The sequence below is a fragment of the Streptomyces exfoliatus genome (genome assembly GCF_000725545.1).
Taxonomy (GTDB): domain Bacteria; phylum Actinomycetota; class Actinomycetes; order Streptomycetales; family Streptomycetaceae; genus Streptomyces; species Streptomyces exfoliatus.
Genome location: NZ_JNZP01000027.1, coordinates 46,588 through 59,820, shown reverse-complemented (window position 1 = coordinate 59,820; position 13,233 = coordinate 46,588). Strand labels below are relative to the sequence as shown.

12 protein-coding genes are annotated in these 13,233 nt (G+C 72.6%); 6 read left to right on the top strand and 6 right to left on the bottom strand.

Annotated features, from left to right (window positions below; translation table 11 throughout):
* Positions 1 to 157: 157 nt before the first annotated feature.
* Complete coding sequence (locus IO20_RS0127745; protein WP_030554858.1) at positions 158 to 1,282, top strand: winged helix DNA-binding domain-containing protein; 1,125 nt, start codon at positions 158 to 160, stop codon at positions 1,280 to 1,282.
* A 98-nt stretch (positions 1,283 to 1,380) separates the two neighbouring features.
* Positions 1,381 to 1,842 carry an SUKH-3 domain-containing protein gene (locus IO20_RS0127740; RefSeq protein WP_030554856.1) on the top strand — a complete coding sequence of 154 codons (462 nt, stop codon included), beginning with the start codon at positions 1,381 to 1,383 and terminating at the stop codon, positions 1,840 to 1,842.
* Positions 1,843 to 2,019: 177 nt separating this feature from the next.
* On the opposite strand, the gene IO20_RS0127735 is transcribed toward IO20_RS0127740, so the two are convergent.
* Positions 2,020 to 2,850 (bottom strand): helix-turn-helix transcriptional regulator, encoded by an 831-nt coding sequence (locus IO20_RS0127735; RefSeq protein ID WP_030554854.1) that lies wholly within the window; start codon positions 2,848 to 2,850, stop codon positions 2,020 to 2,022.
* A gap of 115 nt (positions 2,851 to 2,965) precedes the next feature.
* Between IO20_RS0127735 and IO20_RS0127730 the strand changes: the two genes are divergently transcribed.
* Both IO20_RS0127730 and IO20_RS0127725 read left to right on the top strand, forming a co-directional pair.
* Positions 2,966 to 4,651, top strand: a complete 1,686-nt coding sequence (locus tag IO20_RS0127730; RefSeq protein ID WP_030554852.1) for an AMP-binding protein — start codon at positions 2,966 to 2,968, stop codon at positions 4,649 to 4,651.
* A complete protein-coding gene (locus IO20_RS0127725; protein ID WP_030554851.1) occupies positions 4,648 to 6,261 on the top strand; it encodes an AMP-binding protein in 1,614 nt (537 codons plus the stop codon). The genes IO20_RS0127730 and IO20_RS0127725 overlap by 4 nt, the downstream gene beginning before the upstream one ends.
* A gap of 22 nt (positions 6,262 to 6,283) precedes the next feature.
* Here the strand turns inward: IO20_RS0127725 and IO20_RS0127720 are convergent, their stop codons facing one another.
* Positions 6,284 to 6,634 (bottom strand): winged helix-turn-helix transcriptional regulator, encoded by a 351-nt coding sequence (locus tag IO20_RS0127720; RefSeq protein WP_030554849.1) that lies wholly within the window; start codon positions 6,632 to 6,634, stop codon positions 6,284 to 6,286.
* Between the two features lie 76 nt (positions 6,635 to 6,710).
* Between IO20_RS0127720 and IO20_RS0127715 the strand changes: the two genes are divergently transcribed.
* On the top strand, positions 6,711 to 7,370 hold the full coding sequence (locus tag IO20_RS0127715) for an NADPH-dependent F420 reductase (protein ID WP_030554848.1): 660 nt from the start codon (positions 6,711 to 6,713) through the stop codon (positions 7,368 to 7,370).
* A gap of 132 nt (positions 7,371 to 7,502) precedes the next feature.
* Here the strand turns inward: IO20_RS0127715 and IO20_RS0127710 are convergent, their stop codons facing one another.
* From IO20_RS0127710 to IO20_RS38085, 3 genes are all read right to left on the bottom strand, one after another.
* Complete coding sequence (locus IO20_RS0127710) at positions 7,503 to 8,030, bottom strand: GNAT family N-acetyltransferase (protein ID WP_030554847.1); 528 nt, start codon at positions 8,028 to 8,030, stop codon at positions 7,503 to 7,505.
* Between the two features lie 19 nt (positions 8,031 to 8,049).
* The gene (locus IO20_RS0127705; protein WP_051874732.1) at positions 8,050 to 8,850 is read right to left on the bottom strand and encodes a TIGR04222 domain-containing membrane protein; all 801 of its coding nucleotides are present in this window, start codon (positions 8,848 to 8,850) and stop codon (positions 8,050 to 8,052) included.
* A gap of 114 nt (positions 8,851 to 8,964) precedes the next feature.
* A complete protein-coding gene (locus tag IO20_RS38085; protein ID WP_245685069.1) occupies positions 8,965 to 9,837 on the bottom strand; it encodes a hypothetical protein in 873 nt (290 codons plus the stop codon).
* A gap of 542 nt (positions 9,838 to 10,379) precedes the next feature.
* On the opposite strand from IO20_RS38085, the gene gcl reads away from it, so the two are divergent.
* Entirely contained in the window at positions 10,380 to 12,158 is a 1,779-nt protein-coding gene (gene gcl, locus IO20_RS0127695) for a glyoxylate carboligase (protein ID WP_030554841.1), read from the top strand.
* A 79-nt stretch (positions 12,159 to 12,237) separates the two neighbouring features.
* Here gcl and IO20_RS0127690 read toward each other — a convergent pair whose 3' ends face one another.
* On the bottom strand, positions 12,238 to 13,212 hold the full coding sequence (locus IO20_RS0127690) for an ArsR/SmtB family transcription factor (RefSeq protein ID WP_030554840.1): 975 nt from the start codon (positions 13,210 to 13,212) through the stop codon (positions 12,238 to 12,240).
* Positions 13,213 to 13,233: the final 21 nt, after the last annotated feature.

Genomic DNA, 13,233 nt, shown 5'->3' with positions numbered 1-13,233 from the left:
CTGGCGGGATATGTCGTACATATCCTCGGTCGTCTCCCGGGCAGGATATAGGCGGGCACGGTCCGCTGCGGCGTCCCGCCCCGCAGCTTCGAGCGGTACGGCGCACCCGGCCCCCTTGCGGACCGTCCCTGTCCGCAAGCCCGAGTAGCGTGCCGCCATGGCCCTCAAGACGACCCGCCCCGTGCTCGGCCCGCGCGCCCTCAACCGTGCCACCCTCGCCCGCCAGCTGCTCCTGAGCCGCTCTCCGATGGGTGCCGAGGAGGCCGTCGGTCACCTCCTCGGTCTCCAGGCGCAGAACCCCAAGCCGCCGTACTACGCACTCGCCGCCCGCCTCGACGGGTTCCGGCCCGAGCGGCTGTCCGCGCTGATGGAGTCCCGGGCCGTCGCCCGCATCGTGACCATGCGGTCCACCGTCCACACCCACACCGCCGAGGACGCCGTCGCGCTGCGCGGGCTCTTCCAGTCCGGGGCCGTCGACCGGGAGCTCGCCGCCTTCGTCTCCCGCGGCGGGCTCGACGGCGTCGACCTCGACCGGCTGGCGGCCCGCTCCCGCACGCTCGTCGAGGAGCGGCCCCGTACCCCCAAGGAACTGCGCGAGGAGCTCCTGAAGGAGTGGCCCGGCGCCGACCCGCAGTCCCTCTCCGTCGCCGCCCGCTGCCTCCTTCCCCTGGTGCAGGTCACCCCGCGCGGCCTCTGGGGGCGCGGCGGACAGGTCGCGCTCACCACGACCGGCACCTGGTTCCAAGGGGTCGCCGACCGGGCCGCCGGTCTCGACGAGACCGTGCTGCGCTATCTCGCGGCCTTCGGGCCCGCCTCCGTCAAGGACATGCAGGCCTGGTGCGGCATGACCCGGCTCGGTGATGCCTTCGAGCGGCTCCGGCCCCGGCTGCTCGTCTTCCAGGACGAGCGCGGCACCGAGCTGTTCGACCTCCCCGACGCGCCCCGGCCCGACGAGGACACCCCGGCCCCGCCCCGCTTCCTGCCCGAGTTCGACAACCTGCTCCTGTCGCACGCCGACCGCACCCGGGTCGTTCCCGCCGAGCACCGCTCCCGCACCTGGAGCGGCAACCAGGCGCACCGCGTCTTCCTCCTCGACGGCTTCCTCGCCGGGACCTGGTCCCTGGACGAGGCGAAGGACCGCACCACCCTCACCGTCGAACCCTTCGCGCCCGTGACGCGTGCCCGGCGTGCCGCGCTCACGGCCGAGGCCGAGCGGACCCTCCGGCTCATGACGCCTCCGGGCACGCCGTACGACATCCGCCAGGGTGAGGCGCGCTCCTGATGGATCGCCAGTTCCCCTGGCCCGTAAGCACCTCATGGACGGCTTCGACAAGGGCCTGCAGGGCGCCGAGGAAGGGCTGAGAGCACGCCGTGCCGAGAATGACAGTGGAGGAAGTCGAGGCCGCTCTCACCGAGGCGGGCTGGTCCCGGGGGCGTGACATCGGTTCGCAGCTGCCTGAGCTCCTGAGCTTCGTGACCGACCGATTCGCGGAGGAGGGTCATCCGGTCGAACCGTTCCCGGCCGCCCAGGACTTCGTCAGGGAATTCGGCGGACTGCGCCTGGTGGTTCCGGGAACCCCGCCCGACTCCGTCGGATTCACGCCGCACTGGATCTACGACGAGAGCGGCGAGGACGTCGCCGAACTCGCCGCGAACGTCGGCAAGAAGCTCTTTCCCGTGGGGTACGAGTCGTTCGACGGGGCCATCGTCCTCATCGACGAGACCGGGCGATTCTTTCTGATGCACCACACCGGCCCCTATTTCCTGGGAGCGGACACGTACGAGGCCATCAGCTGTCTGCTGCGCGGCCCCCAGCAGGAAGCGCGGGACCACTTCGTCTGACGTCGTTCCGGGAACGGCCTCCTCCCTGCTCGTCCAGGGGACGGTCACCAGTCAGACCAACCTGACCGGTGACGGCGAACCCCGACTCCACGACGCCTGACCGGGCGCGGCGATGACGACCGAAGGGGGCTGTACGGCGCCGGCGGAGGCCGGGCTGGCACCCAGTGCAGGAGCGCGTCACGGCAGCGCCCCGGCCCGCCGCGCCGCCACCACCGCCTCCATGCGCGTGTGCGCCCCCAGCTTCCGCATCGCCGAGCGCAGGTAGCCCTTCACCGTCTCCGGCCGCAGGCCGAGACGCGCCGCCGCCGTCGCGTTCGTCGCCCCCGAGGCCACCGCCGCCAGGACGTCCGTCTCGCGCGGCGTCAGGGCCGGCCCCGCCGCGGAGCCGGAGGCCGTGGCCGTGGCGGAGCCCGAGGCCGACTCCAGGCGCCCGCACACCGCGAGCAGCCGCTCCCGCAGCTCCGGGTCCGCGACCCGGGGCGCCAGCTCGCGCAGCTCCCCGTACGCCCGCCGCACCTCCTCCCAGGACGGCCCCGAGGCCGGCGGCGCGAGCAGCCGGCCGACCTCGTCGCGTACCGCGAGCGCCTGCTCCACGTCCCGGGCCGCCGCCACCGCCGCGTCGAAGACCCGCTCGCCGATCGGCAGGGCGTCGCGCATCGCCCCGTACAGCACGCCCCGTACCTTCCGGCGTACGACGACCGGCACCGCGATCACCGAGCGCAAGCCCTCGGCGGACACCGGGCCGTCGTACTCGTGCGTGATGTGCCGCGCCGAGGGGTAGTCCGTCACCGCGCACGGCCGTGCGAGGGCCAGGCACTTCCCGCCGAGACCCGAGCCCGTCGTGATCGTGAGCCCACGGAGGGCCGGGGTCACCGCCCCGTTCAGCTCGCCGATCCGCAGCACGCGCCCGTCGTGAAGCAGTCCGCCGAAGACGACCGGGAGGCCGGTGGCGCGGCGCAGCCGCAGCAGTGCCCCGCGCAGCTCCGTGGATCCGGTGTGCTCCCGCACCGCTCTCTCCTGTCTCCCCGTCGCAGGCCGGCCGGTTCACCCCCGAACGGGGGTAGTGAGACCTGGGTCACTGATTACACGATGTCCGGGACCGGTGCCGCAACGAGGAGGACATATGACCGTGACGAGCGCGACCGGCGCGACGGAGAGGTTCCGGGCCGCCCGGGACTTCCTGCTCCAGCATCGCGAGGACTACGAGACGGCCTACGAGGGCTTCGCCTGGCCCCGGTCCGACCGGTTCAACTGGGCGCTCGACTGGTTCGACGTCATCGCCGAGGGGAACGGGAGGACCGCGCTCCACCTCGTCGAGGAGGACGGCTCCGAGACGAAGGTGTCCTTCGCCGGGATGGCCGCCCGCTCTAACCGGGTCGCGAACTGGCTCAGGGCCCAGGGCGTGCGCGCCGGCGACCGGATCATCGTGATGCTCGGCAACCAGGTCGAGCTGTGGGAGACCGTCCTCGCCGCGATGAAGCTGCGCGCCGTCGTCATCCCCGCCACCCCGCTCCTCGGCCCGGCCGACCTCCGCGACCGCGTCGAGCGGGGCCGCGCCCGCCATGTGATCGCTCGCGCCGAGGACACCGCCAAGTTCGACGACATCCCCGGGGATTACACCCGGATCGCGGTCGGCGGCGACGGCGTGAGCTGGCTGGGGTACGAGCTCGCCGACGGCGAGTCCGACGTGTTCGAGCCCGACGGCGTCACCCTCGCCGACGACACCCTGATGCTGTACTTCACCTCCGGTACGACCGCCCGGCCCAAGCTGGTCGAGCACACCCACACCTCGTACCCGGTGGGGCACCTCTCGACGATGTACTGGATCGGCCTCAGGCCGGGCGACGTGCACCTCAACATCTCCTCGCCCGGCTGGGCCAAGCACGCCTGGTCCAACCTGTTCGCCCCGTGGAACGCGGAGGCGACCGTCTTCGTCCACAACTACACGCGCTTCGATCCGGCCCGGCTGATGGGCGAGATGGACCGGAACGGCGTCACCAGCTTCTGCGCCCCGCCGACCGTGTGGCGGATGCTGGTCCAGGCCGACCTGAGCCGCCTGAAGGCCCCGCCGCGCGAGGTCGTCGCCGCGGGCGAACCGCTCAACCCCGAGGTCATCGAGTCGGTGCGGCGCGCCTGGGGCGTCACCGTCCGGGACGGCTTCGGCCAGACCGAGACCGCCGTCCAGGTCTCCAACAGCCCCGGCCAGCGGCTCAAGGAGGGCTCCATGGGCCGCCCGAGCCCCGGCTTCCGCGTCACCCTCGTCGACCCGGTCAGCGGAGCGCCGGACGTGGCGGAGGGCGAGATCTGCCTCGACCTGTCCGCCAACCCGGTGGGCCTGATGACCGGCTACCACGGCGACCCGGAGAAGACGGCCGAGGCGATGGCCGACGGCTACTACCGCACCGGAGACATCGGCTCACGGGACGAGGACGGCTACATCACGTACATCGGGCGCGCCGACGACGTCTTCAAGGCCTCCGACTACAAGATCAGCCCCTTCGAGCTGGAGAGCGCCCTCCTGGAGCACGAGGCCGTCGCCGAGGCGGCCGTCGTCCCCGCCCCCGATCCGCTGCGGCTCGCCGTCCCCAAGGCGTACGTCGTCCTCGCGGCCGGCTGGGAGCCGGGCGAGGAGACCGCGAAGGCCCTCTTCGCCCACTCGCGCGCGGTCCTCGCCCCGTACAAGCGGATCCGGCGCATCGAGTTCGCCGAGCTGCCCAAGACGGTCTCGGGCAAGATCCGGCGCGTGGAGCTGCGCCGGCTCACGGCGGAAGGCGGCGGCAAGGAGTACGCGGAAGGGGACCTCACGTGAGTGCGCCCAAGGAACTCTCGTACGCCCACGGGGTGTCCACCACCGCCCTCCTCGGCGACACCATCGGCGCCAACCTGGACCGGGCCGTCGCCGCCTGGCCCGACCGGGAGGCGCTCGTCGACGTCCCCACCGGACGCCGCTGGACGTACGCCCGGTTCGGCGCCGACGTCGACCGCCTCGCCGGGGCCCTGCTCGGCAGCGGCGTACGGAAGGGCGACCGGGTCGGCATCTGGGCGGTCAACTGCGCCGAGTGGGTCCTCGTCCAGTACGCCACCGCCCGCATCGGCGCCGTCATGGTCACCATCAACCCGGCTTATCGCGCACATGAGTTGGCCTACGTCCTCAACCAGGCGGGGATCACCCTGCTCTTCGCCTCGCTCGCCCACAGGACGAGCGACTACCGGGCGATGGTCGAGCAAGTGCGCGCCAAGTGCCCGGAGTTGCGCGAGGCGGTCTACTTCGGGGACGAGAGCTGGGACGCGTACCTCACCCGTACGCCCGGAGAGCTGCGCCCCGAGCCGCTGTCCTGCGACGAACCCGTCAACATCCAGTACACCTCGGGGACGACGGGCTTCCCGAAGGGAGCCACGCTCTCCCACCACAACATCCTCAACAACGGTTACTTCGTCGGCGAGATGATCGCCTACACCGAGCAGGACCGGATCTGCCTCCCGGTGCCCTTCTACCACTGCTTCGGCATGGTCATGGGGAATCTGGCCGCCACCTCGCACGGCGCCTGCATGGTGATCCCCGCGCCCTCCTTCGACCCGGCGGCCACGCTCAGGGCGGTGCAGGAGGAGCGGTGCACCTCGCTCTACGGCGTCCCGACGATGTTCATCGCCGAGCTGAACCTGCCCGACTTCGCCTCGTACGACCTCTCCACCCTCCGCACCGGGATCATGGCGGGCTCGCCGTGCCCCGTCGAGGTGATGAAGCGGGTCGTCGCCGAGATGAACATGGCCGAGGTGTCGATCTGTTACGGCATGACGGAGACCTCGCCCGTCTCCACCCAGACCCGGCGCGACGACGACCTGGAGCGCCGCACGGGCACGGTCGGCCGAGTGATGCCGCACGTCGAGGTGAAGATCAGCGACCCGGCGACCGGCGTCACCGTGGAGCGCGGCACGGCGGGAGAACTCCGCACCCGCGGCTACAGCGTGATGCTCGGCTACTGGAACGAACCGGAGAAGACCGCGGAGGCGATCGACGCCGGCCGCTGGATGCGCACCGGGGACCTGGCGGTGATGCGCGACGACGGCTACGTGCAGATCGTCGGCCGCATCAAGGACATGATCATCCGGGGTGGCGAGAACGTGTACCCGCGCGAGATCGAGGAGTTCCTCCACGGACACCCGAAGATCGCCGACGTGCAGGTCGTGGGAGTCCCCGACGAGCACTACGGCGAGGAGATCCTGGCCTGCGTCGTCCCCCGCGACCCCGCCGACGCCCCCACCCTGGAGGAGCTCACCGCCTTCTGCCGGGACCGGCTCGCCCACTACAAGATCCCGCGCAGGGTGGAGATCCTCACCGACTTCCCGATGACGGTGAGCGGCAAGGTGCGGAAGGTGGAACTGCGGCAGCGGTACGGAGACACCGGGCGTACGCCCTGACATGCCGGCGACGCCCCGGGGCTCACCCGCCGTTGCGCTCCTGGGCGGCCATGACCTCGTCGCCGTGCTCGAAGGCCCAGGCGCCGAACGCGTCGATCGGACCCAGCAACGTCCTTCCCAGGGCGGTGAGTTCGTACTCGACGCGGGGTGGTGCCTCGGCGTAGGAACGTCTCTCCACGAGGCCGTTGAACTCCAGCCGGCGCAGCGTCTCGGTCAGCACCTTGGGGCTGATGCCGCCGATGCGCTCACGGAGTTCGCCGGGGCGCCTGGGCCCCTCCCGCAGGCTCCAGATCAGCACGGCGTTCCAGGTGTGGGAGAGCAGGTCGAAGGCGAGGCGGGCGCGGCAGTCGGCGAGATAGGCGTCGGTCGTCACGTACCGAATGGTGCCTGACGGGTTTCCTAGTCTCGTCCCCGAAGCGGATGAGGCAGACGCGGAGAGGGGCGGAACGTTGAAGATCGGTGTGCTGGGAACGGGGAACATGGCCGACGCGCTGGCCACGCACTGGGTGAGGGCCGGGCACGAGGTGTTCGTCGGAGGCCGGGACGAGGGGAAGGCCCGACGGCTCGCGACACGCATCGGGGGCTCCGCGGGACACGGCGGTCCGGACGAGGCGGCGCGCTTCGGCGAGGTCGTGCTGGCCGCCCTGCCGTACGGCGCCGGGACCGACGTCGTCAGGGCGTTGCGGGGGGCGCTGAGCGGGAAGGTCCTGCTCGACTGCGCCAATCCGGTCGGGCCCGGCTTCCGGCTGCTGACGGAGGGCGGGCCCTCGGCGGCGCGCCGTCTCGCCGCGGCGGCACCGGGTGCGCGGGTCGTCAAGGCCTTCAACCTCTGCCACGAGGACGTGTGGCGGATGACCCCGCCGGCCTTCGACGGTCAGCCCCTCGCGGTTCCCGTCTGCGGGGACGACGAGGCGGCGCTCGCCCGGGTGTACGAGCTGGTACGGGACGTGGGCTGCGAGCCGGTGCCCGGAGGCGGCCTGGACCGGGCCGGACTGCTGGAGGCGACCGCCGCGCTGTTCATCGGACTGTGGGTGGCGGAGCAGGTCGACGTACGCGCGATCGCGCCGCCGTTGGCGTACGCGACGGGCCCGAGTGAGGAGAGCGGGTGAGGCGCACCGCATGCCGGGTGGGACGCACCGCACGCCGGGTGGGACGCACCGCACGGCGGGTGGGGCGCACCGCATGGCGGGGGGACGCACCGGGCATCGGGTGCGGCGCGCCGGACCGCGCGCGAGGGGTCCTCAAGGGGCGGACCCCTCCACCTCCCGGCGCATGCAGACACGGGGCCAGACGGAGAGGCCGTGGGCGGCCTCGGCGCGGCTGATGGCGCGCAGGCCCTCCGTCAGGGCCGGGTCGGACTCCGCGAGCGGGCGGAAGCCGAGCCGCGTGTAGTACGGGGCGTTCCACGGCACCTCGGTGAACGTCGTCAGGGTCAGCGCCGCCAGGCCCTGCTCCCTGGCGGACGCGGCCAGGTGCTCGATCAGCGCCCGGCCGACGCCCCGGCGCGCGGCCCCGGGATGCACCGACACCTGCTCGATGTGGGCGGCGCCGTCGACCGTGTCGGCGAGGAGATACGCGACCGGACGATCGGCGGCGTCCACCGCCACCCACGCCCGGCCCGCGCAGCGGTACGACTCCATGACGTCCAGCGGCAGGGGGTCGTCGTCGGCGATCGCCGCCATGCCGAGGGTGCGGAACGGCTCGCCCGCCGCCCGTTCGATGTCCTGGAGCAGCGGGAGTTCGGCCGGAGCGGCCGCTCTGATGCGCATACGACAGTATGGCGCGGGCTCACCCCGGACGGTCACCCGTGGCCGGACGGGGATCCGGCGGCGGCCGGTTCCGGTCCGCCTCCGCCGGCCGGTCGAGCAGCCCGCCCTCCCGCGAGAAACGGGGCAGGAACAGGGCGAGCGCCGGATCGCCGTACAACGCCACGTACAGCTGGACCAGCCGGCCGTCCGTCACCTCGCCCCGGTGCGCCGGCAGCGGATACCGCTCCCGCAGGGCGGCGAGGAGGCGCCGCGCCGCCCGGGTCGGCGGCAGCAGCCGCAACAGTGTCAGCGCCGCGAGCAGCGGCAGCGCACCCGCCGCGAACACCACGGTCAACACCGCACCGGACGGCGCCGTCGCGTACGCCCCCACCGCCAGCGTCAGGGGTACGCAGCCGAGCAGCGCGCTGGCCGCCCCCAGCCGCCCGGGCGATCCGAGCAGGCCGGCCGCCCGCAGTTCGCTCCGCAGCGAGTCCACCGCCCGCCGCGCCTCGGGACGCAGCACGAGGTCCCGCAGCGGGAAGGCCCGGCGGAGCGCCCGGTGCACACCCAGCTGTACGGGGTCGGCGGTCCGCCCCGGTCCGCCGTTGGCCCGAATCGTATGTTTGCGGCCCGCCGCGACCGCCCCGCGCTGGTGCAGTGCCACGAGCGCCACGGTGACGGCGGCCCGCCGCCCGCCCCGCAGCAGCGCCAGGGCCTGCGGCGGCGGCACCTCGTCAGGGGGCGGCGCTCCGCTTCTCCGGCTGCGGGTTCCCCACAGCACGGCGGCGAGCAGCAGCTGCCCGCAGGCCGCTCCGATGAACCACCACATCCCCGTCGGCATGACGCCCACCCCCCGAGGGTGTTGTGCCCGGAAGACCGTGATCGTCACGCGTGAATGGCCGATTTCGGATGTCGAGGTCCTGGGGTACCGGCCCGGGATCCCGGCGCGGAGGGCTCAGGCGCCCGTGGCCAGGCCGTCGGCGGCGTCGTTCACCGGCTGCGGGGTGCCCGTCAGGTCCAGGACGAAGAGCGGGAGACCGATCTCGGCGGCGCGTGAGCGGGCCTCCGGTGTGTAGCCGGCCAGCGAGAAGCACACGCTCACGGCGGAGGTGCTGAGTCCGTTGAGCCACAGGCACTCGACTGCCCTGAGTCCGGTGGGCCGGGTGCTGGGGTCGACCTGCGCGACGAGCCCGGGGGCCCGCAGGTCCACACCGGACGCGGGGCGCTCCTCCGGCTGGACGACGTCCCGGAACCCGAGCCACCGCAGGTACTCCGCGGCAGCGGCGACCGCGTCCCGCGCGGTCCTGATGGTCAGGGGCTGGAAGGTGCCCCGGGCCGGAGCGGGGCGGGGGCCGGTGGGCGGCAGCGGTATGTGCACGGGGTAGCGCTCGGCGAACGGGCGCGATCGTGGGGGCGTGAGGGGTGCGTGGGGCCCCTGGGGCCCGTGTGACGGGGGCGGCGTCGGGGACGCGGTCGCGCGGGGCGGATCCTCGGGCTCGGGCTGCGGCCCCGGGCCGGACCGGCCGGAGTCGGGCCCGCCGGTGCCGCTGCCGGTGCCGGGTGCGCTGGTGTCCGGTCCGCCGTAAGGGGTGCCGGTGTCGCTCGCGCGGACGCCGGCCGCACCCTGTCCGCCCGTACCCGTACCCGCGCCGCGGCCGCCGGCAGGACCGGCGCCGAACCACTCCGAGCCGCGGTCGACCGTCCGGGGCCCCTGGGGCCAGGCCGGGGCGGACCCGGTCGAAACCGGCCCGCCGACGTCCGCGACGTCCCCGACCGCTCCGGGGTCCGAGCCGTCCACTTCCGCCTCGTCCGTCCCTCCGGAAGCCACCGGCTCCACCGGTCGAACGGGTGGAACCGGCCGGACCGGTACCCGCAGGACCGTCCCGCACGAGCAGCCCAGTTCCGGGTGGGGCCAGTCGTCCTCCCGTCCGCACGCTTCGCAGCGGACGGTGACCCACGCGTCCGTCCAGTTCCGGTGCGTGATCCGTTCCGCCGTCGCGCCGGCCTTCACGGGCGGTGCCACCGGGCTTCCGCACGCGCAGGGGAAGACGGGCGCCGCGTACGCCTGCGTGTGCAGGCATTCAGGACAGCGCACCGGTACCGACTCGCCCACGGTCAACCCCCTGTCGTTCCGACCGCCCCATCGTCCACCCATCCGCCCCTCCGGGGGAGGCACTTCGGCCACTTCCTCCGTCCCGGCGGGCGGACTTCTCTTGACGGCTCTCCGGGGCCCGACCTACATTGCTTCCGTATAGCAGAACAGTATTTCCGCATTACGGAAACAAGCGGAGACCAGCCGTACCGGGCTCTCGGAGCAGACCGGTGGGCTCGGATCCGCCCGGCCGAAGCAGGAGCACTCCCATGCCTCGTATGACCGCCGCCGCAGCGGCCGTTGAGATCCTCAAGCGCGAAGGCGTCACCCAGGCGTTCGGCGTCCCCGGCGCGGCGATCAACCCCTTCTACCGCGAGCTCAAGAACGTGGGCGGCGTCAACCACACGCTCGCCCGCCACGTCGAGGGCGCGTCCCACATGGCCGAGGGCTACACCCGCGCCAAGGCCGGCAACATCGGTGTCTGCATCGGTACGTCGGGACCGGCCGGCACCGACATGATCACCGGCCTGTACTCGGCGATCGCCGACTCCATCCCGATCCTCTGCATCACCGGTCAGGCTCCGGTCTCGAAGCTCCACAAGGAGGACTTCCAGGCCGTCGACATCGCCTCGATCGCCAAGCCGGTCACGAAGGCCGCCACCACCGTCCTGGAGGCCGCTCAGGTCCCCGGCGTGTTCCAGCAGGCCTTCCACCTGATGCGCTCCGGCCGTCCCGGCCCGGTCCTCATCGACCTGCCGATCGACGTCCAGCTGACCGAGATCGAGTTCGACCCGGAGACCTACGAGCCGCTGCCGGTCTACCAGCCCCGCGCCACCCGCGCGCAGGCGGCCAAGGCGCTGAGCTTCCTCCTGGAGTCCGAGCGCCCGCTGATCGTCGCCGGCGGCGGCATCATCAACGCCGACGCCACCGACCTCCTCGTCGAGTTCGCCGAACTGACCGGCATCCCGGTCATCTCCACCCTCATGGGCTGGGGCACCATCCCGGACGACCACGAGCTGGCCGCCGGCATGGTCGGCGTCCAGACCGCGCACCGCTACGGCAACGCGACCTTCCTGGAGTCGGACTTCGTCCTCGGCATCGGCAACCGCTGGGCCAACCGCCACACCGGTTACAACCTGGACGCCTACACCAAGGGCCGGAAGTTCGTCCACGTCGACATCGAGCCGACCCAGCTCGGCAAGATCTTCGCCCCGGACTACGGCATCGCCTCCGACGCCAAGGCCGCCCTCGAGCTCTTCATCGAGATCGCCAAGGAACTGAAGGCCGCCGGCACCCTGCCCGACTTCTCCGCCTGGGCCGCGTCCGCGCAGGAGCGCAAGGCCACCCTCCAGCGCCGTACGCACTTCGACAACGTCCCGATCAAGCCGCAGCGCGTCTACGAGGAGATGAACAAGGCCTTCGGCCCGGACACGCGCTACGTCACCACCATCGGCCTCTCGCAGATCGCCGCCGCGCAGTTCCTGCACGTCTACAAGCCGCGCCACTGGATCAACTGCGGCCAGGCCGGCCCGCTCGGCTGGACGATCCCGGCCGCGATCGGCGTCGCCACCGCCGACCCGGAGACCCCGGTCGTCGCGCTCTCCGGCGACTACGACTTCCAGTTCATGATCGAGGAACTGGCGGTCGCCGCCCAGCACAAGGTCCCCTACGTCCACGTCCTCGTGAACAACGCCTACCTGGGTCTGATCCGGCAGGCGCAGGGCGGCCTCGGCATCAACTTCGAGGTCAACCTCGAGTTCGAGAACATCAACACCCCGGAGATCGGCGTCTACGGCGTCGACCACGTCAAGGTCGCCGAGGGCCTGGGCGTCAAGGCCATTCGCGTCACCGACCCGGACAAGCTGGGCGAGGCGCTCGAAGAGGCCAAGAAGCTGGCCGTCGAGCACCAGGTCCCGGTCGTCGTCGAGGCCATCCTGGAGCGCATCACCAACATCGCGATGAGCAAGACGGTCGACATGAGCGACGTCACCGAGTTCGAGGAGCTCGCGACCGAGCCCGGCCACGCGCCGACCGCGATCAAGGCCCTCCAGGTCTGATCCGCCTCAAGGCCTGATCCGGGAGCCCTGACACGGCCCCCGCCCCGAGGAGCACCGGGGCGGGGGCCGTTCCGCGCGCCTAGGGTCTGCCCGCCCGTACGAGCACCGCGCCCGCCTCCGTCCACTCGTACAGGACCGACCGTCCCGCCCGGCCCTTCCGTACGAGGCCGGCGTCGAGCAGCACCTTCAGATGCCGTCCCACCGAGCCGAGGCCCTGGCCGGTCAGGGCCACCAACTGGCTGGTGGACTTGGGGGATCCGAGCCGTACGAGGACCCCGGCGCGGGCCCCGCCGAGCAGCGCGCCGAGTGCCTCGGGCACCACGGGACCCGCCGCGTCCGCGAGGGCGCCGGAGCACGCGTACACGACGGCGTACCGTTCGGAGCCCTCCCAGGAGACCCAGCCCTGGCTCGGCGTCACGGGGACGAAGAGCAGCCGGCCGCCGTCGACCCATCTCGGCGGGTACGCACGAGGATTGACCTGCAGACGCCCGTCGCCCAGCCAACGCATCTTCCCCGGGCACATCTCGTCGAGCGCCGCCGCCCAGCCGTCCCTGGCGAGCCGTGCGGTCCGCGCCACGACATCGGCCTCCAGGACCCGGCGGCGGCGCGGCCAGTCGGGCAGCACCGTCTCCCGCCACACCCACGCCAGGACGCCCGCCATCCGGTGCGGCAGATCCCGCGCCGACCGCAGTGGCTCCGGTACGGGCCCGCCGACCGCCACCTCCAACTGCGGCACGGCATCAGCCGGTTCGGTCTCCCGGACCGCCACGACCTCCTCCTCGAAGGACTGCTCGCGCTCGCCCAGCGGCGTCGGCGTCAAGAAGTCGGCGTTCCAGGTGGGCCCCAGGGCCGCCCGTACGAGCAGCGCGTCGAGCGGTTCGGCGGCGAGGCGCTCCCGGTACGCGGGGAGGTGCGCGGCCAGCCAGGACCGCTCGCCCGGGTGGGCGGCGGTCGCCTGGTCCAGGGTCTTCAACGCCGCGACGGTCTCGGCGAGCGGCGAGACGACGAATCTGCTCCCGGCCAGGGAGTCCGTGCCGATCTGCCACCAGCCCATGACGCCGACCCCCGTTCTTTC